The sequence below is a fragment of the Methylocaldum sp. MU1018 genome (genome assembly GCF_053646775.1).
In genome coordinates, this window is the sequence record NZ_CM132195.1 from 2,538,673 (window position 1) to 2,564,043 (window position 25,371).

General features: G+C 59.2%; 23 protein-coding genes and 1 tRNA gene. 10 read left to right on the plus strand and 14 right to left on the minus strand.

The window, feature by feature from the left end; genetic code table 11:
* Nucleotides 1–15 precede the first annotated feature (15 nt).
* The 3 genes from aroC to prmB all read right to left on the minus strand — a co-directional run bounded on the left by aroC (nucleotide 16) and on the right by prmB (nucleotide 2,924).
* Nucleotides 16–1,116 carry a chorismate synthase gene (aroC, locus tag ACWJKU_RS11645; protein WP_454142470.1) on the minus strand — a complete coding sequence of 367 codons (1,101 nt, stop codon included), beginning with the start codon at nucleotides 1,114–1,116 and terminating at the stop codon, nucleotides 16–18.
* Nucleotides 1,117–1,158: 42 nt separating this feature from the next.
* Nucleotides 1,159–1,770 carry an arylesterase gene (locus ACWJKU_RS11650; RefSeq protein WP_454142471.1) on the minus strand — a complete coding sequence of 204 codons (612 nt, stop codon included), beginning with the start codon at nucleotides 1,768–1,770 and terminating at the stop codon, nucleotides 1,159–1,161.
* A gap of 230 nt (nucleotides 1,771–2,000) precedes the next feature.
* Nucleotides 2,001–2,924 carry a 50S ribosomal protein L3 N(5)-glutamine methyltransferase gene (gene prmB / locus ACWJKU_RS11655; protein WP_454142472.1) on the minus strand — a complete coding sequence of 308 codons (924 nt, stop codon included), beginning with the start codon at nucleotides 2,922–2,924 and terminating at the stop codon, nucleotides 2,001–2,003.
* A 167-nt stretch (nucleotides 2,925–3,091) separates the two neighbouring features.
* On the opposite strand from prmB, the gene ACWJKU_RS11660 reads away from it, so the two are divergent.
* Entirely contained in the window at nucleotides 3,092–3,691 is a 600-nt protein-coding gene (locus ACWJKU_RS11660; RefSeq protein WP_454142473.1) for a Uma2 family endonuclease, read from the plus strand.
* A gap of 55 nt (nucleotides 3,692–3,746) precedes the next feature.
* Here the strand turns inward: ACWJKU_RS11660 and argC are convergent, their stop codons facing one another.
* From argC to ACWJKU_RS11705, 9 genes are all read right to left on the minus strand, one after another.
* Nucleotides 3,747–4,778, minus strand: coding sequence for an N-acetyl-gamma-glutamyl-phosphate reductase (gene argC, locus ACWJKU_RS11665; RefSeq protein WP_454142474.1), 1,032 nt, complete (start codon nucleotides 4,776–4,778; stop codon nucleotides 3,747–3,749).
* 224 nt (nucleotides 4,779–5,002) lie between these two features.
* On the minus strand, nucleotides 5,003–5,335 hold the full coding sequence (locus ACWJKU_RS11670) for an integration host factor subunit alpha (protein ID WP_454142475.1): 333 nt from the start codon (nucleotides 5,333–5,335) through the stop codon (nucleotides 5,003–5,005).
* Between the two features lie 4 nt (nucleotides 5,336–5,339).
* On the minus strand, nucleotides 5,340–7,718 hold the full coding sequence (pheT, locus tag ACWJKU_RS11675; protein ID WP_454142476.1) for a phenylalanine--tRNA ligase subunit beta: 2,379 nt from the start codon (nucleotides 7,716–7,718) through the stop codon (nucleotides 5,340–5,342).
* A gap of 21 nt (nucleotides 7,719–7,739) precedes the next feature.
* Nucleotides 7,740–8,765 (minus strand): phenylalanine--tRNA ligase subunit alpha, encoded by a 1,026-nt coding sequence (gene pheS / locus ACWJKU_RS11680; protein ID WP_454142477.1) that lies wholly within the window; start codon nucleotides 8,763–8,765, stop codon nucleotides 7,740–7,742.
* An 85-nt stretch (nucleotides 8,766–8,850) separates the two neighbouring features.
* A complete protein-coding gene (rplT, locus tag ACWJKU_RS11685; protein WP_454142478.1) occupies nucleotides 8,851–9,198 on the minus strand; it encodes a 50S ribosomal protein L20 in 348 nt (115 codons plus the stop codon).
* 29 nt (nucleotides 9,199–9,227) lie between these two features.
* Entirely contained in the window at nucleotides 9,228–9,425 is a 198-nt protein-coding gene (gene rpmI / locus ACWJKU_RS11690) for a 50S ribosomal protein L35 (RefSeq protein ID WP_454142479.1), read from the minus strand.
* An 18-nt stretch (nucleotides 9,426–9,443) separates the two neighbouring features.
* Nucleotides 9,444–9,971: a translation initiation factor IF-3 gene (gene infC, locus ACWJKU_RS11695; RefSeq protein WP_454148120.1), complete on the minus strand. Its 528-nt coding sequence runs from the start codon at nucleotides 9,969–9,971 to the stop codon at nucleotides 9,444–9,446.
* Between the two features lie 21 nt (nucleotides 9,972–9,992).
* Nucleotides 9,993–11,909: a threonine--tRNA ligase gene (thrS, locus tag ACWJKU_RS11700; protein WP_454142480.1), complete on the minus strand. Its 1,917-nt coding sequence runs from the start codon at nucleotides 11,907–11,909 to the stop codon at nucleotides 9,993–9,995.
* Between the two features lie 55 nt (nucleotides 11,910–11,964).
* Nucleotides 11,965–12,041 (minus strand) — tRNA-Val (locus ACWJKU_RS11705).
* A 194-nt stretch (nucleotides 12,042–12,235) separates the two neighbouring features.
* On the opposite strand from ACWJKU_RS11705, the gene ACWJKU_RS11710 reads away from it, so the two are divergent.
* The 3 genes from ACWJKU_RS11710 (at nucleotide 12,236) to ACWJKU_RS11720 (ending at nucleotide 14,784) form a co-directional block, all read left to right on the plus strand.
* Complete coding sequence (locus tag ACWJKU_RS11710; protein ID WP_454142481.1) at nucleotides 12,236–12,829, plus strand: Slp family lipoprotein; 594 nt, start codon at nucleotides 12,236–12,238, stop codon at nucleotides 12,827–12,829.
* Entirely contained in the window at nucleotides 12,781–13,410 is a 630-nt protein-coding gene (locus tag ACWJKU_RS11715; protein ID WP_454142482.1) for a Slp family lipoprotein, read from the plus strand. The genes ACWJKU_RS11710 and ACWJKU_RS11715 overlap by 49 nt, the downstream gene beginning before the upstream one ends.
* A gap of 198 nt (nucleotides 13,411–13,608) precedes the next feature.
* The gene (locus ACWJKU_RS11720; RefSeq protein ID WP_454142483.1) at nucleotides 13,609–14,784 is read left to right on the plus strand and encodes a DesA family fatty acid desaturase; all 1,176 of its coding nucleotides are present in this window, start codon (nucleotides 13,609–13,611) and stop codon (nucleotides 14,782–14,784) included.
* 108 nt (nucleotides 14,785–14,892) lie between these two features.
* Here ACWJKU_RS11720 and groL read toward each other — a convergent pair whose 3' ends face one another.
* Entirely contained in the window at nucleotides 14,893–16,530 is a 1,638-nt protein-coding gene (groL, locus tag ACWJKU_RS11725) for a chaperonin GroEL (protein WP_454142484.1), read from the minus strand.
* A gap of 42 nt (nucleotides 16,531–16,572) precedes the next feature.
* Nucleotides 16,573–16,863: a co-chaperone GroES gene (groES, locus tag ACWJKU_RS11730; protein WP_454148122.1), complete on the minus strand. Its 291-nt coding sequence runs from the start codon at nucleotides 16,861–16,863 to the stop codon at nucleotides 16,573–16,575.
* A 218-nt stretch (nucleotides 16,864–17,081) separates the two neighbouring features.
* Between groES and ACWJKU_RS11735 the strand changes: the two genes are divergently transcribed.
* From ACWJKU_RS11735 to cas10, 6 genes are all read left to right on the plus strand, one after another.
* Nucleotides 17,082–18,050 carry a helix-turn-helix transcriptional regulator gene (locus ACWJKU_RS11735; protein ID WP_454142485.1) on the plus strand — a complete coding sequence of 323 codons (969 nt, stop codon included), beginning with the start codon at nucleotides 17,082–17,084 and terminating at the stop codon, nucleotides 18,048–18,050.
* Between the two features lie 313 nt (nucleotides 18,051–18,363).
* Nucleotides 18,364–20,646, plus strand: coding sequence for a CRISPR-associated helicase Cas3' (gene cas3, locus ACWJKU_RS11740; RefSeq protein WP_454142486.1), 2,283 nt, complete (start codon nucleotides 18,364–18,366; stop codon nucleotides 20,644–20,646).
* Nucleotides 20,647–20,788: 142 nt separating this feature from the next.
* A complete protein-coding gene (gene csx16 / locus ACWJKU_RS11745) occupies nucleotides 20,789–21,109 on the plus strand; it encodes a CRISPR-associated protein Csx16 (RefSeq protein WP_454142487.1) in 321 nt (106 codons plus the stop codon).
* On the plus strand, nucleotides 21,093–22,271 hold the full coding sequence (gene csx2 / locus ACWJKU_RS11750; RefSeq protein ID WP_454142488.1) for a TIGR02221 family CRISPR-associated protein: 1,179 nt from the start codon (nucleotides 21,093–21,095) through the stop codon (nucleotides 22,269–22,271). The genes csx16 and csx2 overlap by 17 nt, the downstream gene beginning before the upstream one ends.
* Before the next feature lie 16 nt (nucleotides 22,272–22,287).
* Nucleotides 22,288–23,460 (plus strand): type III-B CRISPR module RAMP protein Cmr1, encoded by a 1,173-nt coding sequence (cmr1, locus tag ACWJKU_RS11755; RefSeq protein WP_454142489.1) that lies wholly within the window; start codon nucleotides 22,288–22,290, stop codon nucleotides 23,458–23,460.
* Nucleotides 23,457–25,358, plus strand: coding sequence for a type III-B CRISPR-associated protein Cas10/Cmr2 (gene cas10, locus ACWJKU_RS11760; RefSeq protein WP_454142490.1), 1,902 nt, complete (start codon nucleotides 23,457–23,459; stop codon nucleotides 25,356–25,358). The genes cmr1 and cas10 overlap by 4 nt, the downstream gene beginning before the upstream one ends.
* Nucleotides 25,359–25,371 lie beyond the last annotated feature (13 nt).

Sequence of the window (25,371 nt, forward strand, 5' to 3'; positions counted from 1 at the left end):
GGAAGATCGTTCGAGCTACGAAACCTTGGACGGGATCGGCGCCATTTCCGTCCTCGCGTCCGAATTCTGGGCGCGATGGCGCAGATAATGATCCATCAGCACCAGAGCCGTCATGGCTTCGGCGATGGGCGTGGCCCGGATGCCGACACAGGGATCGTGCCGGCCCGTGGTGATCACCTCCACGGGTTCGCCCCGGACGTTCACCGAACGGCCCGGCAGGCGCAGGCTGGAAGTCGGCTTCAGCGCGATGCTGGCAACGATATCCTGTCCCGAGGAAATGCCGCCCAATATGCCGCCGGCATGATTGCTCAAGAAACCTTGCGGGCTCATCTCGTCGCGGAACTCGGTGCCCTTCGCCTCGACGCAGGCGAAGCCGTCGCCGATCTCGACCCCTTTGACGGCGTTGATGCTCATCAAGGCATAGGCCAACTCGGCGTCCAAACGATCGAAAATCGGCTCGCCCCAGCCCGGCGGCACGCCGGTCGCGACGACGTTGATGCGCGCGCCTATGGACTCTCCCTCCTTGCGCAAGGCATCCATATAGGCTTCCAGTTCCGCGACTTTGTCGGGATCGGGGCAGAAGAACGGGTTATTGTCCACCTCCTCCCAAACCACCCGATCGATCTTGATTGGGCCGAGCTGGGCCAGATAGGCACGGATCGTCACGCCGACCCGCTCTTTCAGATATTTCTTGGCGATGGCGCCGGCCGCCACCCGCATGGCGGTTTCGCGGGCGGAGGAGCGCCCGCCGCCGCGGTAATCGCGGAAGCCATATTTCATATGGTAGGTGTAATCGGCATGCCCCGGCCGAAAGCGGTCGGCGATGGTGGAGTAATCCTTGGAACGCTGATCCACGTTCTCGATCAGCAGACCGATCGGGGTGCCCGTGGTACGGCCTTCGAACACTCCGGACAAAATCTTCACCTCGTCCGGCTCCCGGCGCTGGGTGGTATGCCGGGATTTGCCGGGGCGCCGCCGTTCCAGCTCTCCTTGAATGTCTGCCTCGGACAGTTCCAGACCCGGCGGACAGCCGTCCACGATGCAGCCGATCGCGGGGCCGTGGCTCTCGCCGAAGGAGGTGACGGTAAAGAGTTTGCCTAGGGTGTTTCCGGACATGGTAAAAACTTCAAAGATTCCTGAACGGTAAAGCTGAAAGGTTCAAATCGCCCCCGCCACCTTGAGCCGCTCCGCCACCGCCTCGGCCAGCATTCGATAGCCCGGTCCGTTGGGGTGAACGGAATCGGATTTGAGCGAATTGTCCCGGATGATTTTGCTCAGCGTCCCGGTTTCGAAAGGAATCGCGAATTCCTCGGCGATCTTTTCATAAAACTCGGGCGGCGAGAACATCAGCCCGAACTTGGGCACGGCGACCAAAATCACACCGATGCCGCGGTCCCTGGCCAGTTTGACCATGGCCCGGACGTTGGCGGCCGCCTGCTGTTCGCCCAGGTTACGCAAAAAATCATTGCCGCCGTGGCACAGAATCAACAGCGTAGGCTGATGCTCGTCCAGCAGCACCGGCAGGCGCTCCAGACCTTCCGCGCTGGTTTCGCCCGGCACGCCGGCGTTGATGACTTCCCGGCCGATCAATCCCTGCAATACGGATGGATAACTCTGTGCAGAATCGGCGCCGGTTCCGAAAGTCAAGCTATCGCCGAACGCCAGCACCTTCGCCTCGGCCGGAAGCTTCGGCAGTTTGGCGCCGGAGCCGCAGGCCGCCAGCCATAACAGCAGCGCAAACATACCGGCAAATTTTAACTGAACACTCATCGTTTCCGTCTGCTCGATCTTGTTCGTTGGTAACGGGCCAATCGCGTCGAATCATTGCGACGACCCATCCGAGGTGGCGGCGAAAAGGAATCGCATCGCGAACGAGCGATGCGATTCGCGCATTCACTGCCCCTACAAGAATAGTCGTGCCTTGGATTGACGGTTAGCAGAGATTCCACATGAGCGAACGTCATACTCTCTCGGCGCCGGCGAACTTGGCGGAACTTCTTTCAACTCTCCTGAAAAAGCTCGTTACGCCGGTCGACCTGCTCGGCGGTCAACAGGAACACCCCTTCGCCGCCCCGCTCGAAATCGAGCCAATAAAAGGGAACTTCCGGGTACGCCAACTCCAAGGCCTCGGCGCTGCTGCCGACTTCGACGACGAGAATGCCGTCCGGCTTGAGATGATGATGGGCGTCGCGGAGAATGCGGCGTACGCAATCAAGTCCGTCCTCGCCCGCTTCCAGGCCCAGTCTCGGCTCGGCGTGGTATTCCGGCGCCAGGCCGCGCCACTCGTCGAGATTGACGTAAGGCGGATTGCTGACGATTAGATCGTAACGTCGATCGCCCAGCTTCGAATAAATGTCCGACTCGATGGTGCTCACCCGGTCTTCCAGGTGATGCTTCTTGATGTTGATACGCGCGACCTCCAGGGCGTCCGACGAAATATCGACGGTGTCAACTCGGGCCTCCGGAAAGGCATAGGCGCAAGCGATGGCAATGCACGCGCTGCCGGTGCACAGATCGAGCACGTCGTGCACCCGGTCCGGTTCGATCCAGGGAGCGAAATGGTTTTCGATCAATTCGGCGATGGGCGAACGCGGCACCAATACCCGTTCGTCCACGTAGAAGGACAAGCCCGCGAAAGAGGCCTCGTGGGTGAGATACGCCAGAGGCTTGCGCTCGACGATGCGGCGCTCGATCAGCGCGATCACGCGCTCCCGCTCGTCCATGGTCAAGGTCGCCGCGAAATAGCCGCCGGGAAGATCGTAAGGCATGTGCAAGGTATGGAGCACCAGGGCAGCGGCTTCGTCCAGCGCGCTGGCCGTGCCGTGGCCAAAAAACAAGCCCGCTTGTGCGAAGCGGCTGGCGGCCCAACGGATGTAATCGCGAATGGTGGTTAAGATTGCAGACGGATGGGATGATGTCGACATGGCGAAGATTCCGATAGACCCGCTATTGTAATCGAAAATCGCGCTTTACCGGCGAATAGCGTGAGAAAATCCGCCATTGAGAAGAACGGAGCGTGTATATTCAAATACCAATCTCGCACAATATGGCCGGAGCGTATAATGACCGCGCTTCGAGTCGGAGAACCGTCATGCTAAGCCGAAAACACCGGATACTCAGCGAAGAGGACTATCTGCGGATGGAATTGGACAGCCCTGTGCGTCACGAGTATGTGGCCGGCGAAGTGTTCGCCATGACCGGAACGACGCTTCGCCATAACGTTATTGCCGGTAACTTGTTCGTGGCCCTGCGTGCTCATTTGCGCGCAACCCCCTGCCGGGTATTCATGGCCGACATCAGAGTGCGGGTGGAAAAAGCCAATGCACACTATTATCCGGACATCCTGGTGAGCTGCGGCCCTGGTGTGCAGAAAATCGACTTACAAACTCGCGCCGTCGAGGACCCGATCATGATCGTCGAGGTCCTGTCCAACCATACCGAAGCCACGGATAGACGGGAAAAGCTTCTGGCCTACCGCACCCTGCCTTCTCTGAAGGAATACGTGCTGGTCTGCCAAAACGAGGCGCTGGTGGAAATCCACCGCCGTATTCACGAGTCAGGCTGGGAAAACATCGAATACGCCGGGTTGGAGACCGTGGAGTTCGCCTCGGTGGATTTGAGACTGGATATGCGCGAAATCTACGAGGGCGTACCCATCGACGCGCTGACGCTGGACCCGACGCGCATGTAATTCGTTTCTCCGCAGCTCCCGTTCGAGCGAAGAACTTTCAGGCGGCAACGTTGCTTCAGGGATAAAGCCCGACGCTCCTGAGCCCTGTCGTTTCGTCCAGGCCGAACATCAGGTTCAGGTTCTGCACCGCCTGACCCGCCGCGCCTTTCACCAAATTGTCGATGACCGACAAAATCACCACCGTGTTGCCGTCCAAAGGCCGGTGGACGGCGACCTGGCACCGGTTTACGCCGCGCACGTTGCGCGTGTCGGGATGGGAACCGGCCGGCAGGACGTCGACAAACGGTTCGGCACGGTAGCGCTCCTCGAACAATGCCTGCAAATCGCCGTATCCGGCGTTCAACTCGGCATAGACCGTGGCGTGAATGCCCCGGATCATGGGGATCAGATGCGGCACGAAGGTGAGGCCCACCGACTGCCCGGCCGCCCGCTCCAGCCCTTGCCTGATTTCCGGCCAATGGCGATGGCCCTTGACGCTATAGGCCTTGAGACTCTCGCCCGCTTCGCTCATCAGAATCGGAATTTCGGCTTTTCGCCCGGCGCCGCTGACGCCCGATTTCACGTCGGCGATGATGCGATCCAGGCGGATCGCGCCGGATTCGACCAAGGGGAGCAAGGCCAATTGAACCGAAGTCGGATAACAACCGGGGCAGGCGATCAACCGCGCCGATTCGATCATGGTCCGATTCACTTCCGGCAGACCGTAAACGGCTTCATCCAGGAGGTGCGGAGCAAGGTGCGGCTCGCCGTACCAGCGCGCCCACACGTCCGGATCCTTGAGGCGAAAATCGGCGGACAGATCGATGATTTTGATGCCCCGCGACAGCAAGGCTTCGGTCATCCGCATCGCAGTGCCGTTGGGCGTCGCGAAAAAAACCACGTCGCAGTCGGCCAGCGCGTCCGCTGAAGGTTCGACGAATACGGTATCGACGAAACCCCGAAGGTTCGGATAAAGCTCGTCGATCCGCTTTCCGGCATCAGCCCGCGAAGTCACGGCCGTTATGGCGACGCCAGGATGAAGCGCGAGAATCCGCAGCAACTCCACACCGGTATAACCGGTACCACCGACGATACCTGCTCGGATCATTTTCGACTCTCTCGTTCGAAACGGTTGAGGGTGAATTTAAACGAAAAAAGAGGTTAAACCGAGGCGCCCGGCGCCGCAAACTCAGCGTCCGGCGATGGGCGCGCGGACTCGGCGTTCGCCGGAAACCGGCTCATGTCCGGCTATGCCGGACCGCGAACCGACATGAAATTCGTCGTTCTATCGGTGAATTATGGGATCCAAACAAACTTGAAGAGCGGCTCCCCTCAAGACTTGGCACGGCGCGAAGCGCCTTCCTGACGAGCATTTTCTTCCGAATACGCTTCGACGCTGACCTTCAATTTTTGCCCCGGCTTGAACGTCACCACGCGGCGCGCGGTTATCGGAATCTCTTCGCCGGTTTTCGGATTTCTGCCGGGCCGCTGGTTCTTGTCGCGAAGATCGAAATTGCCGAACCCGGACAATTTCACGGAACTCCCTTGCGCCAGAGCGGTTTTGATCTCTTCGAAAAACTGGTCGACCAACTCCTTGGCGTCCCGTTTATTGATACCGTGGTTCTCGAAAAGCCTCTCAACCATGTCTGCTTTGGTCAGTGCCATCTTTTCAATCTCTCAGCCTAGCATTGAACTCTTGGCCCAGACGAGCCACGACTCTCCCCACGATTTCGTCGACTCTGGCGTCGGTCAGGGTTTCGGTCTCGTCCTGCAACACCAATCCGAGAGCGACGCTCTTCCGGCCGATCTCGACACCCTGCCCCCGATAGACGTCGAACACCACGACCTGGCGCAGGATAGAACCATCGGCTTCCTTCGCGCAATCGATCAAACGACCGGCAGCGACGGACGCATCGATGATGACCGCAATGTCCCGCCGCACCTGCGGGAATTTCGATACGCCGTGGAATACGGGAATTTTCCGGCCCAGCAGAACGTCTTGATCGAGTTCGAACAGAAACACGTTTTGTTCGAAGCCCAGTTGCTTTTCCAGGCGCGGATGCAACATTCCGATCCAGCCGAGCCGTTCGCCGCCGAGCCGAATCTCCGCCGCCTGCCCCGGGTGAAGCGCCGGATGAGCCGCGGCGGCAAATTTCAAACCGGCCTCCCGACCGGTCAGTTTGACGAGGCCCTCCACGTCGGCCTTGATATCGTAAAAGTCCACCGAACGGGCCGCTTCCCCCCACTGCTCTTCGCACACCGGCCCCATCGCCAGGCCGGCCAGGGATTTCCGCTGCTCGATCCCGCCGCCCCGCTGCGCGAAGCGCAGGCCGGCTTCGAACAAACGCACCCGGCTTTGCTGGCGGAACGTGTTTTTGAGGGCCGCATCCAGCAAGCCGCACCAAAGGCCGGTGCGCATCACGGCCAGATCCGAGGAAATCGGATTCTTCAGGGCCAGATAGGGTATTTCAGGCTCGATCAGCTTTTGCCGCGCTTCGTCGACGAAACTGTAGGTGATCGCTTCCTGATAGCCGCGATCGACCAGGAGATTCTTCGCACGGTCCAGATCGAGCACTCCTTCCGATACCGGCCGCATGGCCGTCGCCATGACGGGATGGCGGCGCGGCAGCGATTCGTAACCGTAGACCCGCCCGAGCTCCTCGATGAGATCGGCTTCTATGGCGATGTCGAAACGAAACCCCGGAGGCGTCACGGTCCAGCCCTCCGCATGATCCGCCAGCGTCATTCCCAAGCGCACAAGAATTTCGGCCGCCTTGGACCGGTCGATGCTCATGCCGAGCAGTCGGGTAATTCTTTCGTAACGCAACAGGATTGGCGCGCGTTGCGGCAAATGCGAGTGGCTGACCGCCTCGACGATGGGTCCCGCTTCTCCGCCGGCGATGGTCAGAATGAGTTCGCTGGCCCGTTCGATGGCGCGACGCTGCAATTCGGGATCGACTCCTCGCTCGAAGCGGTGAGAGGATTCGGTGTTCAGCCCGTAACGCCGAGCCTTGCCCATGATCGCGCTCGGGGTGAAAAAAGCGCATTCGAGGAAGATATCGGTGGTGCCGTCGCCCACGGCGGAGTCGCTGCCGCCCATGATCCCCGCCAGCGCCAAGGCTTTTCGTCGATCGGCGATGACCAGGACATCCGAATCCAGCGCGACTTCCTCGCCGTTCAGCAGGGACAATTTCTCGCCCGGCGCGGCATAGCGAACCTGGATGCCGCCCTCCAGCTTGGCCGCGTCGAAGGCGTGCAAAGGCTGCCCCATTTCCAGCAGCACGTAATTGGTCACGTCCACCACCGCATCCAGAGACCGGATGCCGGCGCGGCGCAAGCGTTCGCGCATCCACAGCGGCGTCCGGGCCGCGCGCGATACGCCCTTGATCAGCCGTCCCAGATAGCGTGGGCACGCCTCGGCCGCGGAAACACTCACCGGGAGCGTATCTCGGCTGGTCACGGATACGGCCGGCGCGTCCGGCGCCATCCAATCCATGCCGTTGAGCAGAGCCACCTCGCGCGCAATGCCCTCGATGCTCAGACAGTCGGCGCGGTTCGGCGTCAGATCGACCTCGACGATGCGGTCGTCCAGCTTCAGATAATCCCGAACGTCGGCGCCCACCGGCGCGTCCTCGGGTAATTCCATCAGGCCTGTTTGCGGATCGTCGATGCCCAGTTCATTGGCCGAGCACAGCATGCCGAACGAGGCCACGCCCCGGAGTTCCGATTTCCGAATCGAAATATCGCCCGGCAGGCATGCGCCCTCGATGGCGAGCGGCACGCGCATCCCGGCCCGGACATTGGGCGCTCCGCATACGATCTGCAGCGGCTCCTCGGAACCGCCGGACACGCGGCAGACTCGCAGCCGATCCGCTTGCGGATGCGGCGACACTTCGAGGACTTCGGCCACGATGACGCCGCTGAACGATCCGGCGGCGGGTTCGGCGCTGTCGACTTCGAGACCCGCCATGGTCAACTGATGAATCAGTTTCGGCGTGTCTATCGATGGATTGACGTATTCTCGTAGCCAGGCTTCGCTGAAGCGCATGGGAAGGACCGTATGTTGTTCTTAAAATGCCGCGAATTGCGAGAGAAACCTCAGGTCGTTCTCGAAGAACAGCCTGAGGTCGTTGATGCCGTAGCGCAGCATGGCCAGGCGCTCCACGCCCAAGCCGAAGGCGAAACCGGTATAGCGCTCCGGATCGATCTTGACGAACTCGAACACCCGCGGGTGGATCATGCCGCAGCCCATCACCTCCAGCCACCCGGTCTGCTTGCAGACGCGGCAACCCCCGCCCCCGCAAATGACGCATTCGATATCGACTTCGGCAGACGGCTCGGTAAACGGAAAATACGACGGACGGAACCGGACCTGCACGTCCTTTTCGAAGAACAAGGTCAGGAATTCGTAGAGAATGCCCTTGAGGTCGGCAAAGCTGACGTCCCGATCGACAACGAATCCTTCCACCTGATGGAACATCGGGGTATGGGTCAAGTCGGAATCGCAGCGATAAACCCGGCCCGGCGCGATGACCCTCAGCGGCGGACTCTGGGTTTCCATGATCCGCACCTGCACCGGCGACGTATGGGTGCGCAGAAGGGTGTGCTCATCGAAATAAAAAGTGTCGTGCATCGCCCGCGCAGGATGATGGGCGGGTATGTTCAGGGCCTCGAAGTTGTGGTAATCGTCCTCCACTTCGGGGCCTTCGACGATGTCGAAGCCGACGTTCTTGAAGAGTTGGCCGATACGCCGCAACGTCAAGGTGACCGGATGAAGTCCTCCGGTACGCTGTCCGCGCCCCGGCAAGGTAATGTCGATGGTTTCCTGCTTGAGACGTTCTTCCAGCTCGATCGCTTCCAGAACGCTCTTCCGAGCCTCCAAATCGGCCACGAACCGATCTTTGGCCCGATTGATCCAGCCCCCCGCCTCCCGCCGTTGCTCGGGCGGCAGCGTGCCGAGTTCTTTCATGCGCTCGGTAAAGATGCCTTTCTTCCCGAGATAATGGACCCGTACTTGATCGAGTTTACCGAGCGTATCGGCCTCGGCCACCTGATTCTGGGCCTGCACGAGAAGCTCTTCAAGGGGTGTGCTCACAGCCTTGCTCGCTTGGACAACGGTTTTGAAATGAAGAACGGGAAAAACTCCGCAAAGAGTCTTTCCCGTGAAGACCGGACGCGGGCTAACCCTGGGCGATCTTGGCCAATTCGGCGAACGCTTCTTTGTCGCGAACGGCCAAATCTGCCAGAACTTTACGGTCGATTTCGACGGACGCCTTTTTCAGGCCATCCATGAAGCGGCTATAGGAAAGTCCGAACTCGCGCGCCGCAGCGTTGATTCTCACGATCCAAAGCGCGCGGAATTGACGCTTTCTCTGCCTGCGGTCGCGGTAAGCGTATTGACCGGCTTTGATCACCGCCTGCTTGGCAATGCGATAGACCCGGCTACGAGCGCCGTAATAACCTTTTGCTTGCTTGAGAACCTTTTTGTGCCGGGCTCTCGCAGTGACGCCTCGTTTTACTCTAGGCATGGGCTTCTCTCTCGATGGGCAATATAAAATCAGCTATAAGGCAACAAGCGAATCGCGCTCCGCACGTCCGAAGGATGCAAGGCGGCGGGATTGCGCAACTGGCGTTTTCTCTTGGTACTCTTCTTGGTCAGGATGTGACGGCGGTGCGAATGATTGCACTTGAAACCGCCGGACGCAGTACGCTTGAAACGTTTCGCCGCGCCGCGATTGGTCTTCATCTTAGGCATCTGAATCTCCAAATTAACTCAAGATTTTTTCTTTTTGGGCGCAAGCGTCATGCTCAACTGCTTGCCCTCCATTTTCGGGAACTGCTCTACGACCGCGTGCTCCACGAGATCCGTCTCGATCCGCTTCAGAAGATCCATGCCCAATTCGCGATGGCTTAATTCTCGCCCGCGAAACCGAACAGTAACCTTAGCCTTGTCCCCTTCCGACAAAAAGCGAACAAGACTGCGCAGCTTGACCTGATAATCGCCCTCGTCCGTCCCCGGCCGGAACTTGACTTCCTTGACCTGAATCTGCTTTTGTTTTTTCTTGGCCGCTTGCAGCTTTTTATTCTGCTCGAAACGGAATTTTCCGTAATCCATCACCCGACAAACCGGCGGGTCGGCTGCAGGCGATATCTCGACCAAGTCCAAACTCGCATCATAAGCGATTTGCCTGGCTTCCCTGGTCGAAACGACCCCTATTTGATTGCCATCAGGTCCGATTAGCCTGACGCTGGGCGCCGTAATCTCCTCGTTCAGGCGCGGCTCTTTTCTTTCAGCAGTGATATCCTATTCCTCCAAAGGCAATTATTGAAAAACAGCGCGATTCGCCACTTCGCCGGCAAGCTTGCGAATCAAGTCCGGCAAGCTGAAGCTCCCTAGATCCTGGCCTTTCTGCGTACGCACAGAAACGGTGCCGGAATCCAATTCCTTATCGCCGACGATCAACAAATAAGGCGCGCGCTGCATGGTATGCTCGCGAATTTTAAAGCCGATCTTCTCATTTCTCAAGTCGGTCTTTACCCGAAAGCCTTGTTTTATAAGCTCCGCAGCCAAATCGCCCGCATATTCGGCTTGATTTCCGGTAATATTGAGCACCACGGCCTGGATCGGCGCCAGCCAGAGCGGGAAATACCCGGCGTAATGTTCGATGAGAATGCCGATGAAACGCTCCATCGAACCGATGATGGCCCGATGCAGCATGACCGGGGTATGGCGGGCATTGTCTTCGCCCACATATTCGGCGCCGAGACGCCCCGGCATCATGAAGTCCACCTGAATGGTGCCGCACTGCCAAACCCGGCCGATAGCGTCCTTCAGCGCAAATTCGATCTTGGGTCCGTAGAAAGCCCCTTCGCCCGGCTGCAATTGGTATTCGATGCCTTGCATGGCCAAAGCCGCCGCCAACGCGCCTTCGGCCTTGTCCCAAATGTCGTCGCTGCCGAGCCGCTTGGCAGGGCGCGTGGACAGCTTGTACAGGATATCGGTGAATCCGAAATCCGCATAAACCTTACGCAAGATGCTTATAAATGCGACAACTTCGTCCTGAATCTGATCCTCGGTACAGAAAATATGGCCGTCGTCCTGGTTGAAGCCGCGCACGCGCATGATTCCGTGCAAGGTGCCGGAAGGCTCATTGCGGTGGCAGGATCCGAACTCGCCGAACCGGATCGGCAATTCGCGATAGCTGTGCAGATGCTGCTTGAAAACCTGGATATGGCCAGGGCAATTCATGGGTTTTACCGCATACTCCCTGTTTTCCGAAGCGGTAAAAAACATATTCTCGTGGAAGTTATCCCAATGGCCCGAAGCCTTCCAAAGACTTACGTCGAGAATTTGAGGACAGCGGATTTCTTGGTAACCGTTCTCGCGAAACACTCGCCGCATATACTGCTCGACCTGCTGGTAGAGCGCCCAGCCGTTAGGATGCCAGAACACCATTCCCGGAGCTTCTTCCTGGGTATGGAACAAGTCCTGAAGCTTGCCGATCTTGCGGTGGTCGCGCTTTTCCGCTTCGTCGAGGCGGCGCAGATAGGCATCCAATTCCTTTTTATCCGTCCAAGCCGTACCGTATATGCGCTGCAACATGGCATTGCGGGAATCCCCGCGCCAATAGGCGCCCGCCACCTTCATAAGCTTGAACGCCCTGAGCTTCCCGGTATCGGGCACATGAGGGCCGCGACAGAGATCCGTAAAATCCCCTTGCGAGTAGAGAGAAATCTCCTGGCCCGGAGGTATGGCTTCGATGATTTCGGCCTTATACTGCTCGCCTTGATCGCGGAAAAACCGGATCGCGTCTTCCCGGCGCACCACTTCCCGCTTGACCGGAATGACCTTGGCCGCCAACTCCGCCATCTTTTTCTCGATCGCCTCGAGATCTTCCGGCGTAAACGGACGTTCGAAGGCGAAATCGTAGTAGAACCCGTTCTCCACCACCGGCCCGATCGTCACTTGAGCGCTCGGATACAACGACTTGACGGCCTGAGCCAGGAGATGCGCGGTCGAATGACGAACAATCTCCAGCCCGCCCGCATCCTTACCGGTGACGATCTCCACCGAGGCATCGTTTTCGACGACGTAGGACAAATCGACCAGCTTCCCGTCGACCCGACCGGCCAGCGCCGCCTTAGCCAGCCCGGGACCAACGGACTGCGCCACCTCCATGAGCGTCACAGGGCGATCGAACGTGCGGGCGGAACCATCCGGCAGGCTTATCACGGGCATCAGCCAAAACCTCTTCAACGAAAAAAAGCATCGACCAGCGATGCTTTTTGGAATTTGGTAGGCGCGATTGGACTCGAACCAACGACCCCCACCATGTCAAGGTGGTGCTCTAACCAACTGAGCTACGCGCCTGAAGTCAAGAGCGGTAATTATAGAGCTTTTTTTCGTTTAATCAAAGTTTTTATTCTCGCGCATCGATGAAAAGATTTTGGCGATCGCGCCTCGGCGAATTGGTTATGATGCTCGCCATATATGCGAAATATGCGAATTCGTCGGAAACAGTCCTGTCCAACATCATAGGAAAGGTTTCCGCGAGGATGATAATCATGGCCACATCACCGATCGAAACCCTGATTTCCGCCGTTCCGCCCGGCAGGTCGCGCCTGCTCCGATGGGCGGTAGTATGGGCAACTCTGTTAGGCGTAGCCGGATGCGCCACCAGCCCGTTTTCGAAATCCATTCGCCTGTCGACGGAACGGCAGCCGTCTTTTTCGGAAATCAGCGCCCGTCCCGACGCCTACAAAGGCCGGATGGTGATGCTGGGCGGCGTCATCGTCCGAACCAACAATCTGCCGAACTTCACCGAAGTCGAAGTCTTGCAAAAATCACTGGATAGCTCGGATCGCCCCGAAGACGTCGATATCTCCGACGGCCGGTTCCTCATTCGCTGCCAAGGTTTCCTGGATTCGGCGGTTTATGCAAAAGGACGCGAAGTAACGGTCGCCGGCAAGGTCGAAGGAAAAGAAAGCAAACCCCTCGATCAAATCAACTACACCTATCCGGTGATCGGGTGCAACGAGATTCACCTTTGGGCCAACCGCCCGGCCTATACCTATTATCCTTATCCGGCGCCTTATTGGTACGATCCCTGGTGGCGCGGCTGGCCCGGTTATTACCCTTACTGGTACCCTTACTGGTAGGGTTCGCCGCATCCATGAGGCTGAACCGCAACGTCGGCGGAATCGGGGGCTCGAATAACGACAGGCGATCCGGATCGGCCATAATCCGGGCTCGTTTTCTCGGCATTGCCGCCCTGCTTGCGGCCATCCTCCAGCTCGGCGGATGCGGATCGGTGCTTTCGCGAAAAACCATGGATCAGGTCAGTCCGAATCTTTCTCCCGGCATCGTCCTGAACAACCCCAAAGCCTTTATCGGCCAAACCGTTCTCGTCGGCGGAACTATTCTCGACGCCGAGAATCTACAGGAAGGCACGTTGGTCGAAGTTTTAACCTATCCCACCGACAGACGCGGCGACCCGCAGCTCGACGAGCCCGCCTTGGGCAGATTCTTTCTGCTGTACCCCGGTTATTTAGATACCCTCATCTATCAACAGGGGCGGCGAATCGTGGCTGCCGGCCGCATAATCGGTGAGCGCGCGGCAAAAACTGATAATACGAACCGTGCGTTTCCGCTGTTACGTCCCCTGGAGATCAAATTGCTCTCCGAATACGATGCAGGACCTCGCTTCGGTATCGGGTTTGGCTTTCAGTTCGGCTTCTAGCCGATGATCGACGGTTTACTCGATCGTCATTCGGCCTCGCCCTCTTGGTGCCGGGACCGGGATCATCGAAACTTTCTCAATGCCGGCCGCTCTTTTCATATCGATTTCTTTGCGCGACTCTATGGACGGTTTCTAACGACCATGATGACCTTTGTTGATACCTACCCTTTATCTTCTTCTCTCATTGGATAGTAAAAAATGATCGACGGTTTACTCGATGCTCCCTGGTGGGGACTGATCGCCATCACGCTCGGCCTGACCCACGTCACCATCGCCAGCGTCACGATTTTTCTCCATCGCCATCAAGCCCATCGCGCCTTGGGGCTGCATCCCGCGGTGAGTCATTTTTTTCGGCTCTGGCTGTGGCTGACGACCGGCATGACCACCAAGGCCTGGGTCGCGATTCATCGGAAACACCACGCCAAATGCGAAACGCCGGAAGATCCTCATAGCCCGCGCGTGTTCGGCATAAACAAAGTGCTGTGGGAAGGTGCGGAGCTCTACCGGATCGAAGCCGCCAACCCGGAAACCTTGGAAAAATACGGCTACGGCACTCCGGACGACTGGATCGAGCGGAAGCTCTACGCGCCGCACCCGGGCCTGGGCGTCGCCCTGATGTTTCTCGCCGATATCGCGCTATTCGGCTTGTTCGGCATCACCGTGTGGGCGGTGCAGATGCTCTGGATACCCTTTTGGGCGGCCGGCGTAGTCAACGGCCTAGGGCATTACTGGGGTTACCGCAACTTCGAAACCCGCGATGCCGCGACCAATCTCATCCCCATCGGCCTTCTGATCGGCGGCGAAGAACTGCACAACAATCACCACGCCTATCCCTCTTCGGCACGGCTATCCTCTCGTTGGTGGGAATTGGATATCGGCTGGGCCTATATCCGGCTGATGGAATTCTTGAGATTGGCAAAGGTCCGCCGGGTCGCTCCCAAAATCCGCATCCTGCCCAATAAAAACCCGATCGATCTCGCGACGGCGCAAGCCGTGGTGCGCAACCGAGTCCATGTGCTGGCCTTATATGGCCGCAACGTGGTCATGCCGGTGCTGAACCACGAATGGAAAAGCGCACATCCTGCCGACCGCCGCCTCTTGCGCAGCGTAAAAAAATTATTGGTTCGGGAGGACATCCAGCTAGACGAAGCGACTACTCACACCCTTAACCAAGCGCTGAATCTGAGCCAGAAGCTCGACACGGTTTATCGCTTCAAGGAGGAACTGAAACAGCTCTGGAGCAATTCGTCGATCAGCTACGAAGCACGCATTCAATCCCTAAGAGACTGGTGCAAGCGCGCCGAAGAAACCCGCATCCAGGCCTTGCACGATTTCGCTCTGGCGCTACGAGGGTATTCGTTACAACCGGCTTGACGCTCGGCCCGAGCAAACTCCGGAATTAGCGATAACCAAGCTTCCATCACTATAAAAAAAGCCCCATCCGAAGATGGGGCTTTTTACGTTTAAGGGACCGAACGGCGATTACATCATGTCGCCCATGCCGCCCATGCCCCCCATGCCGCCCGGCATCGGAGCCTCTTCCTTCGGCTCTTCGGCGATCATCGCCTCGGTGGTGATCATGAGGCCGGCCACGGAAGCCGCATTCTGAAGCGCGGTGCGGGTCACTTTAGCCGGGTCCAGGATGCCCATGGCAACCATGTCGCCGAACTCGCCGGTCGCGGCGTTGTAGCCGAAATTGCCCGAGCCTTCGGCCACTTTGTTCAGAACGACGGAAGCTTCGTCGCCGGCATTGGCCACGATCTGGCGCAGCGGCTCTTCCATCGCGCGGCGGGCGATGCCGACGCCGACGTCCTGGTCGTGATTCGCGCCTTTTAGATCCTTGATCTTTTGCAGCGCGCGGATCAGGGCCACACCGCCGCCCGGCACGATACCTTCTTCGACCGCGGCGCGGGTCGCGTGCAGCGCGTCTTCCACGCGAGCTTTCTTTTCCTTCATTTCGACCTCGGTGGCCGCGCCGACCTTGATCACCGCGACACCGCCGGCCAGCTTGGCCAGACGCTCTTGCAGCTTCTCTTTGTCGTAATCCGAAGTGGTCTCGTCGATCTGTTTCCGGATCTGAGCGATGCGGCCCTGAATCTTGTCCGAACTGCCGGCGCCGTCGATGATGGTGGTTTCTTCCTTGCTGATTTGAACCCGCTTCGCGCTGCCGAGATCGTTCAGGCTGGCCTTTTCGAGGCTCAGGCCCACGTCTTCGGAAATCACGATGCCGCCGGTCAGGATGGCGATGTCTTCCAGCATGGCTTTGCGGCGGTCGCCGAAGCCCGGCGCCTTAACGGCGCAGACCTTGATGATGCCGCGCATGTTGTTGACCACCAGGGTGGCCAGGGCTTCGCCTTCGACGTCCTCGGCGATGATCAGCAGCGGGCGGCCGGATTTGGCCACGCCCTCGAGCACCGGCAACATGTCGCGGATGTTGGAGATCTTTTTCTCGCAGATGAGGATCAGCGGGTTTTCCAGCTCGGCGCCCATGCTCTGCTGGTTATTGATGAAGTACGGCGACAGGTAGCCGCGGTCGAACTGCATGCCTTCGACCACGTCGAGGCTGTTTTCCAGGCCCGAGCCGTCTTCCACGGTGATGACGCCTTCCTTGCCCACCTTATCCATGGCTTCGGCAATGATCTTGCCGATGCTCTCGTCCGAATTGGCGGAAATGGTGCCGACCTGGGCGATCGCATTGCTGTCGGCGCAGGGCACGGCCATGGCGTGGATGGCTTCCACCGCGGCGGCGGTCGCCTTGTCGATGCCGCGCTTCAGATCCATCGGGTTCATGCCGGCGGCAACGGCTTTCAAGCCTTCGACCAGAATGGATTGAGCCAGAACGGTGGCGGTGGTGGTGCCGTCGCCCGCGACATCGGAGGTCTGGGACGCGACTTCCTTCACCATCTGCGCGCCCATGTTCTCGAATTTATCGGAGAGTTCGATGTCTTTCGCCACGGACACGCCGTCCTTGGTGACGGTGGGCGCGCCGAAGCTCTTTTCGAGCACGACGTTGCGGCCCTTCGGACCCAAGGTCACTTTCACCGCCTGCGCCAGAATATTAACCCCGCGTACCATGCGGGTCCGCGCGTCATCGCCGAATCTTACGTCTTTCGCTGCCATTACGATTTACCTTCGTTGGTTAATGTTGAATTCCGGGCGCGCTCAGTCTTCGAGCACAGCCATGATGTCTTCTTCGCGCATGACAAGGATGTCCTCGCCGTCGAGTTTCACTTCGGTGCCGGAATATTTGCCGAACAGCACCTTGTCGCCCACTTTGACTTGCAGCGCGCGCACTTGACCGTTGTCCAGCGTTTTGCCGTTACCCACCGCAAGAATTTCACCGCGCATCGGTTTTTCCGCAGCCGTATCCGGAATCACGATTCCGCCCGGCGAAGTACGCTCCTCTTCGAGGCGTTTCACGATGACACGGTCACTCAAGGGACGAATTTTCATCATACTCTCCTGTTCTGTCTGATGATTTATGGGCTAACGGAGCGATCGACCGAACCCTCCATTGTTAGCACTCGACCAAAACGAGTGCCAATCATAGCCGTCGAATATTTCATGTCAAGGTCGGGACTCGCGCGCCCTGCGTGAAACAGTCGCGCAAATTCGGATTCCTCATGAGCTAAGATTCCGTTCGTGCGAAACCCTACTCCGAGAAAAAGAACATGGACCGCACCGAACGCTTCTACAAAATCGACCAATTGATCCGCGATCGGCAAAACGTATCTCAAAAGGCGTTCCTTGAAGAATTGGGCATATCGGCGGCCACTTTCAAGCGCGACATCGAATATATGCGCAACCGGTTCAACGCGCCGATCGTCTGGGACCGGAAAACCCGAGGCTACCGCTTTCAGCCGCGCGCCGGCGAGGCGGCGTACGAACTGCCGGGGCTTTGGTTCAACGCCTCGGAAATCCACGCCCTCCTCACCATGCGACAACTGCTCGCGGACCTTCAGCCGGGGCTGCTCGAACCGCATATTCAGCCGCTAGTCGCCCGACTCAACGCTCTCCTCGGCACCGGCGACCATGAATGGCAGGAAGTGGAAAAGCGCGTCCGGGTGTTCCACGTCGCACGGCGAACGGTCGATCTTCAGCATTTCGAAGTGGTCGCGACCGCCCTGCTCGAACGCCGCCGTCTTCGGATCGTCCATTACAACCGAGGTACCGACGAAACCTCCGAGCGCACCGTATCGCCGCAGCGCCTGATCCACTACCGCGAAAACTGGTATTTGGACGCCTGGTGCCACCTCCGCGAAGCCCTCCGAAGCTTTGCCGTCGATGCGCTCCGCTCCGCATCGACGCTGAACGAACCCGCGGCAGACATCCCGGACGAAGAATTGGATCGGGAACTGGCTTCCGGTTACGGCATTTTCTCGGGCGCCGAAATCCGCTGGGCCGAGTTGCGCTTCACGCCCGAGCGCGCGCGCTGGGTCAGCCGCGAAATCTGGCATCCCGAGCAAAAAAGCCACTTCGAGCCGAACGGCGATTACCTGCTCGAAATCCCCTACTCCGACGACCGCGAACTGGTCATGGACATCCTCAAACACGGCGCCGAGGTCGAAGTGATTGCGCCCGAATCGCTTCGGAAAAAACTGCAAGAAACGACTCGGGCGATGGCGGTCCGCTACGAATAAAAAATTTTACCGACCGATTCAATGGCTCACGCCCTGAGCGACTACCTGTCATAGAGTATCTCCGTCGTGACATCCATCGGAGATACGATCATGTTCAACGTCTTCTTTTCGATCCTGAAATGCCGTAACGCGCGGATTCTTGCAAGCACCCCCGTCGACCGTCCCGCCTGCCCTTTAAAACCTCGGCCGTCGTCCGGTCAAACGCCGGATGCCCCCGCGCGCGTCAACTACGACATTCCGACGTATATCCGCCGGGGCATCAGGCTCAGCGGGATCGATGGACTAAGCTGATGGCTAAAAAGGTATCCGAGCCATGACAAATCCGATCGCCCACGTCCGCCAAGCCGAAACCGGTGAATTCATCACCCATGACCTTGCCGAACATCTCCTCGGCGTCGCCGAACGCGCCCGCGAATTCGCGGAAACATTCGGAAGCAGCGATTGGGCTTATCTGGCGGGTATTTGGCACGATCTCGGGAAATACCGGGAGCGGTTTCAGCGCTACATCCGCCGGTCCAGCGGCTACGATTCCGACGCCCACATCGAAGGCAAGCCCGGCAAGGCGCCCCATTCCACGGCGGGCGCCTTGCTGGCTTGCGATCGGTTCGAGGAAGCGGGACGGGTTCTGGCTTACCTGATTGCGGGACATCATGCCGGGCTGTACGACTGGCACGGCGGACTCGAATCGCGGCTAAACGGCGAAGACGCCCGCCAAGAACTGCAAGAAGCCGTCAACGCCATCCATCCCCCTGAAATTCTCGCGGCCGGCGATGCTTTCCGGCCTGATCTGCGCCGCGTGCCCGGTCTCAAGGACGGCTTCGCCCTGTGGATACGGATGCTGTTTTCCTGTCTGGTGGACGCCGATTTTCTCGACACCGAAGCTTTCATGGACGACGGCAAGGCCGAGCGGCGCGGCGGCTATCCGGAGATTCCGGCGCTTCTGGAATGCTTCGATCTTTATATGAAAGAAATGGCCGACCGGTTGGCCGAGAAAGGCCCGCTGACGCCCGTCAATCGACTGCGAGCAGACATTCAGCGCCAGTGCCGGGAACGCGCCGCCGAATCGCCCGGCCTGTTCTCCCTCACCGTCCCCACCGGCGGCGGCAAGACCCTGTCGAGCATGGCGTTCGCCCTGGAACATGCCAAACGCCACGGCAAGCGCCGCGTCATCTACGTCATTCCCTATACCAGCATCATCGAGCAAACCTCCGACATATTCCGCCGAGTGTTCAGGGATCTCGACCCCGATCCGGTCGTCGAACACCACAGCAACGCCGACGCGGACGCGAGCGAAGAAACCCTGAAAAGCCGGCTGGCTTGTGAGAACTGGGACGCGCCCGTCGTCGTCACCACCAACGTCCAGTTCTTCGAATCCCTGTTCTCCGCCCGGACTTCCCGTTGCCGCAAGCTGCACAACATCGTCGACAGCGTGGTGGTGCTGGACGAAGCGCAACTGTTGCCGCCGGAATTTCTGCAACCCATCCTCGACGTTCTCAATCTTCTCGCCCGCCACTATGGCGTTAGCGTCGTGCTGTCCACCGCCACGCAACCGGCTTTGTCCACCCGCGAGTACTTTGACCCCGGCCAGAACTTGCGTGGCTTGGACAATGTGCGCGAACTGATGAAGGACGGCCCCTTCGTCCGCGATCCGGACGATCTTTACCAAACGCTCAAGCGAATCGATGTCCGTCTTCCGGCGGACTGGAACACTCCGCTGACATGGGAGTCGCTGGCCGGCGAACTGCAAGAACGCGACAGCGTCCTGTGCATCGTCAACCGCCGGAAGGATGCCCGCGAGCTTTTCAAGTTCATGCCCGAAGGCACGCTCCATCTTTCGGCCCTAATGTGCGGCGCGCACCGTTCGGATGTGATCCGGCTGATCAAGGAACGGCTCAAGGCCGGAGAATCCGTGCGGGTCATCAGTACGCAACTGGTGGAAGCCGGGGTCGATCTGGATTTTCCCGTGGTTTATCGAGCGCTCGCCGGACTCGACTCCATCGCCCAGGCGGCCGGCCGATGCAATCGGGAAGGACGGCTGGAACAGGGCGAAGTGGTCGTTTTCATGCCTCCCAAAGCGGCCCCGCCCGGCCACTTGCGCAAAGCCGAAGACGCCAGCCGTGCCGTGCTCCACGGAGAGGTTGCCGATCCCTTGGACCGCGCCCTGTTCGCCCGCTATTTCGAGCAGTTCTATTACGCCTGCCGACTCGACCAACACGGCATCGGCGAACTGCTGAAAGTGGACGGCCGTTCCCTCGCCATCAACTTCCGCACCGCCGCCGAGAAGTTCCGCCTGATCCGGGACGAGGACAGCGCGACCGTCGTGGTCCGCTACCGCGGCCTGGACGATTCCGACGATACCGTGGACGCGCTCCTGGGCAAACTCCGCAAGGAGGGGCCGGAACGCTGGCTGATGCGCAAATTGCAGCGCTATGCCGTCTCGGTGCCGCGGCGGGACGTGCAACGCTGGGTACAGCTTGGGGATGTGCAGGAATGGCAGCCCGGCTTATTCGTCCAGGTCAGCGATGTCGGGTACTCGAACGACGTCGGCCTCTTGCCGGAAGAGAACGGCGGGGAGCTTCCGGTGCTGTATGTGTAACGAGACCGGAAATTCTTTTCGGCCGAACTACACTTGTTTTCGCCCCCCGGACGACAAGCTTGCCAACCCCTGAAGCCGCACGCGGCGTGTGGCACAGTACGCGCTGAAATTTACGGCTTGTTTCGATTCCAGAGGACATTACATGACTATCTATTTCATCACTCGGCATCCCGGCGCGGTGACCTGGGCGCACGAAAAAGGCATCGAGGTCACGCACTTCATCGACCACTTGGACATAACCGACATTCAGCCTGGCGATGTGGTCATAGGCACCTTGCCGGTGAACCTGGTCGCCGAAGTCTGCTCCCGCGGCGGCCGCTATCTGCACCTGTCGCTGGACCTTACTCCCGAACTGCGCGGCAGCGAACTTTCGTCCGAGGACATGCGGCGCTGCGGGGCACGGGTGGAGGAATTCGTCATTCAACCTGTCGCAAGGAAACCCCACGATGAAAGTATTGGTTAGCACGCTCGGCAAATCCCGGCTCGATCCGCAAACGGGCTACAAGAAAGCCCGCTATCGGTTCGACGGCGAATTCGTGCGCGAAGTGCCTTTTTTCGGTCTCGCTTTGCGGGAGTTCAGCCGGCCGGATCGGATGGTGGTGCTCGGCACCGCCGGGAGCATGTGGGATGTGTTCATCGAACACCATGCGAAAGACGACGCCCTGGAGGAAGCGCGGATCAAACTCATGGAAGCCGTGCAAAACGAAACGGTCGGCCCGGCGTTATTGGACGCCGTGACGCCATTGGTCGAGCAACGTCTCGGCATCCCCGCCAAACTGGTCTTGATTCCCTACGCCAAAACGCTCGAAGAACAGGTCGAAATCCTCAGGATACTGGCCACCGAAATCGGAAGCGGCGAACAGGTCATCCTGGACGTGACGCACGGCTTCCGTCATTTACCCATGCTGTCCCTGGTCGCGGCGCGCTATCTGGAGCGGATAAACGGCAACGCCATCGAAGAGATTTACTACGGCGCGCTGGAAATGACGCCGCCCGGAGGAGAAACGCCGGTGCTCAAACTGACAGGACTCCTGCGCCTGATGGACTGGATACAGGCTCTTGCCGCTTATGACAAGGACGGCGACTATGGGGTATTCGCGGACCTCTTGCGGCAGGAAGGTTTTCCCGGGAATCAAGCGGAACAACTCGGCAAGGCCGCGTTTTTCGAGCGAACCACCAATCCGGCCCGGGCCCGCCCGGTCTTGTCCGGCGTGTTTGCCGGTATCGAAACCCTGAATACGGCCATCGGCGGTTTGTTCCGGCCCGAACTGTCGGAGCGCATTCGCTGGTTCCGTCCGCCGAACCGGGATGCCTGGGAATCCGAGCTGGCCGATGCCAGCCTCGCGCGCGGGGATTATCTGCGGACAGCGATTTACCTTCAGGAAGCCTTCATTTCTCAAAAGGTGCGGGAGCAAAAGGGCGACACGAACGATTTCGACACACGGGATTCGGCCCGCTGCCGAGCCAAAGACGATAACGAGTCTTTCCGGCGGCTGACCCATCTGCGCAACGCGATGGCGCACGGGGTCAAGCCCGACGATAAACGAACTTTGGCGACGATCAAAGACGAAGCCAGCCTGCGGAGCGCCCTGAAAGAGATTCGCAAGCAACTGTTCGGCAAATAAAAACAAGGAGAACACCATGAACACCCTCACCGCGACCTACCGCATCGTCACCCCGATGTTTCTCGGCGACGCCGAACAGAACGCCACCGAAATACGCCCGCCTTCGGTCAAAGGCGCCCTGCGGTTCTGGTGGCGGGCGTTGAATTGGGGGCGGTTTCGGGCAGACACCGATGATGCTACCGCCTTGCGCAGGCTTCACGAAGCCGAAGCGGATTTGTTTGGCGCAGCGGCAGAGGAGAAGAGCGTAAAACGGGGCCAAAGCCGCTTTCTCCTCACCGTTCAATCGAATGCACTGAAATTCAAGGGCAAGAACCACGTCCACGCACGGTTCCAATCCCATGATGCGGCGCGCTACCTCGGTTACGGCCTCATGGAAGCATTCGCCAGCAAGGCAAAAAATACCCAAGCCGGGCAACTCATGCGCGGCTGCATCGATGAAGGCCAGAGCTTCAAAGTCAAGCTACTGTGCCGGGGCGAAGAAGGCCAATCTGTTCGAGAAGCATTGATTGCTCTGGGCTTGCTGGGGGGTCTCGGCAGCCGATCCCGTCATGGCATGGGCAGCCTGAGCTTGATCGAATTGCAGCAAAATGAAGAGCCGGTCTGGAAGGCGCCGGCCAACCGAGAAGACTACATCAAGGCCGTCCGCGATCTTTTCGCCGGCAAACGCACGACTTCGACCGAACCGCCTTATTCCGCATTCGCCAATACCACGCGGGTGGATGTATTGCTGGAGACGGCGTCCCCCTATCAGGCGCTCGATGGATTCGGGCGAGGGGAATTGATGTATCGCAGTTGGGGAAAAGACGGAAAGGTTTTGGGCGAGCGGCGGGAAGAACGATTCAAAGCCGATCACGATTGGAGCAAGAAAACACGCCCACAGGGTTTCCATCCGCGAAGAGTGATTTTCGGCTTGCCTCATAACTACGGCAAGGGCCCATCCATGGAAGTCGGGCCGTCGCGGCACAAGCGCCGAGCCAGTCCGCTGCTTTTCCACGTTCATGCGCTTGGCGAGAAATCCTTCATCGGCGTTTCGATATTGTTGAATTCGGTCTTCTTGCCTCATGGAGAAAAAATTAATGCGGGCGGTACCGAAGTTCCGGCAAAAATCGAATGGGATCTCCTGACCGATTTTTTAGACGGCAAGGACCAGGCTGGAAATTTCCGTTTTCCGAAAAAGGTAACGGTATGAATCGCCACTTCCACTTCACCCTCGGCCCCGTCCAGGGCTTCGTCGCCCAGGCTCGGCGCACGCGGGATTTCTGGGCCGGGTCGTTCCTGCTGTCGTATCTGGCCGGCGTCGCCATGCGGGAGGTACAGGCGCAAGCCGGCGATGACGCCATCGTTTTTCCCAAGCCGGACGAAAGCTATTTGCGATGGATCGACGGCGCGCTTCGGCAGGGAGATGCACCCCGACACGGCGGCATTCCCAACCGGTTTCTCGCCAAGGTTTCCGACGATTTCAAGCCCAGCCGCGTGGAAAAAGCCGTCAAGACCGCCTGGCGCCAACTGGCGGAGCAGGTTTGGCTGGCGGATTTCGGGAAAGACTTCGACGACACGGAAACCCGAAAAATCTGGAACCGCCAAATCGTTGGCTTCTGGGAAATATCCTGGGCGATCGTCACGGACGAAACCGATACCGGCGTGCTCGACCGCCGCAAGAACTGGCGCAGCCATTACCTCCAGCCGGAACCGGGCCAGAAATGCATGGCGATGGAAGGGATGCAGGAACTTTCCGGAGCGGAAAAAACGGGTGAAGGGCTGGATTTCTGGAGACGATTGCGTGAGTCCGGGAAACCGCGCATCGCCACCGACCTTCGCGAAAACGAACGCCTGTGCGCGGTCGCCTACGTCAAGCGGCGCTTCGTGCACGGCTTCCAGGATTTCGCGGCGGACATGCCTTCCGGCTGGAAAGCCCACGGCTGGCGCTTGTGTCACAACGTGGACTCCGTGGTGCATCTCGCGGCGCGGCCCTGGCTGGATGAGGTTCAAAAACTCGCCAAAGAAAAGCCCGCGATCGAAAAGAAAATCCGGACCTTTTACAACGCGGCCCGCCTACTGAGCGGCGACCGCGAAACCACGGACGAACCCTATGACTGGAAATCCCTGGACGAACTGGCGTTCTTCGAAGCGGATTTGCGCAATGCCAAACTCTTTCCCGATCGGGAACGAGCCGAGCGAGTCATCAAGTCCTTGACCGCCCTGCAAAAGACCGACGACCTCGGCCCGCCCGCACCCTACTACGCTCTGCTGCTGATGGACGGCGATTCCCTGGGCAAGCACATGAGCGATTCCGACAAGCGCGAACTCATCAGCGCGGCGCTGAACGCCTTTACCGGTAGCGTGCAAGACATCGTCGAGCAGAAACACAGCGGATTCCTGATCTATGCGGGCGGCGACGACGTACTGGCTCTGCTGACTCCGGACGCCGCCTTGCCCTGCGCGGAGGCATTGCGAAACGCCTACCGGGCCTCGTTCGGCCAAGCGTTCGAAGGCAAATCCGAAGCCCTCTTTTTCGAGGCCACCATCTCCGCCGCCATCCAATACGCCCACTATCGCCTGCCGTTCACCAAGATTCTGGCCGATGCCCACGACCTTCTGGACGACGTGGCGAAGGACGGGCGCGGACGCGATGCGGTGGCGGCGCGGGTGTGGAAGCAAAGCGGCCTGCATCTGACCTTTGCGCAGCCGTGGGACATCACCTTGCGGAAGGATAGCGGCATCACTGACTTGGTGGACAAATTGCGCGGCAAGGACGGCGCTCAAATTCGGGTCGCCGGAGGCTTCTTCTACCGTATGCGCGAATGGTTCGCCCTGCTTGATCCGCCTAAGGGCTCGTCGGAAACGCCGATCAACGAGGACGACATGGTCAAGCTATTGGCCTACGAATACGCGCACTCCGGCATTCACGGCGACAAGGTCGAGCGTAAGGATGCCGAAGCCTTTATTCGCCCGCTGCTGGTGCAATGCCGGCCCCGGGTGCGCGACGCGGCGGAAAAGGATCCCGAAAACTGGAAAAGCCTGAACCATGCCGCCGACGCCGCCCTACTGGTGAGATTCCTGGCGACCCGCGGCAATGAACGTCACTGAAAATGGGAGAGAC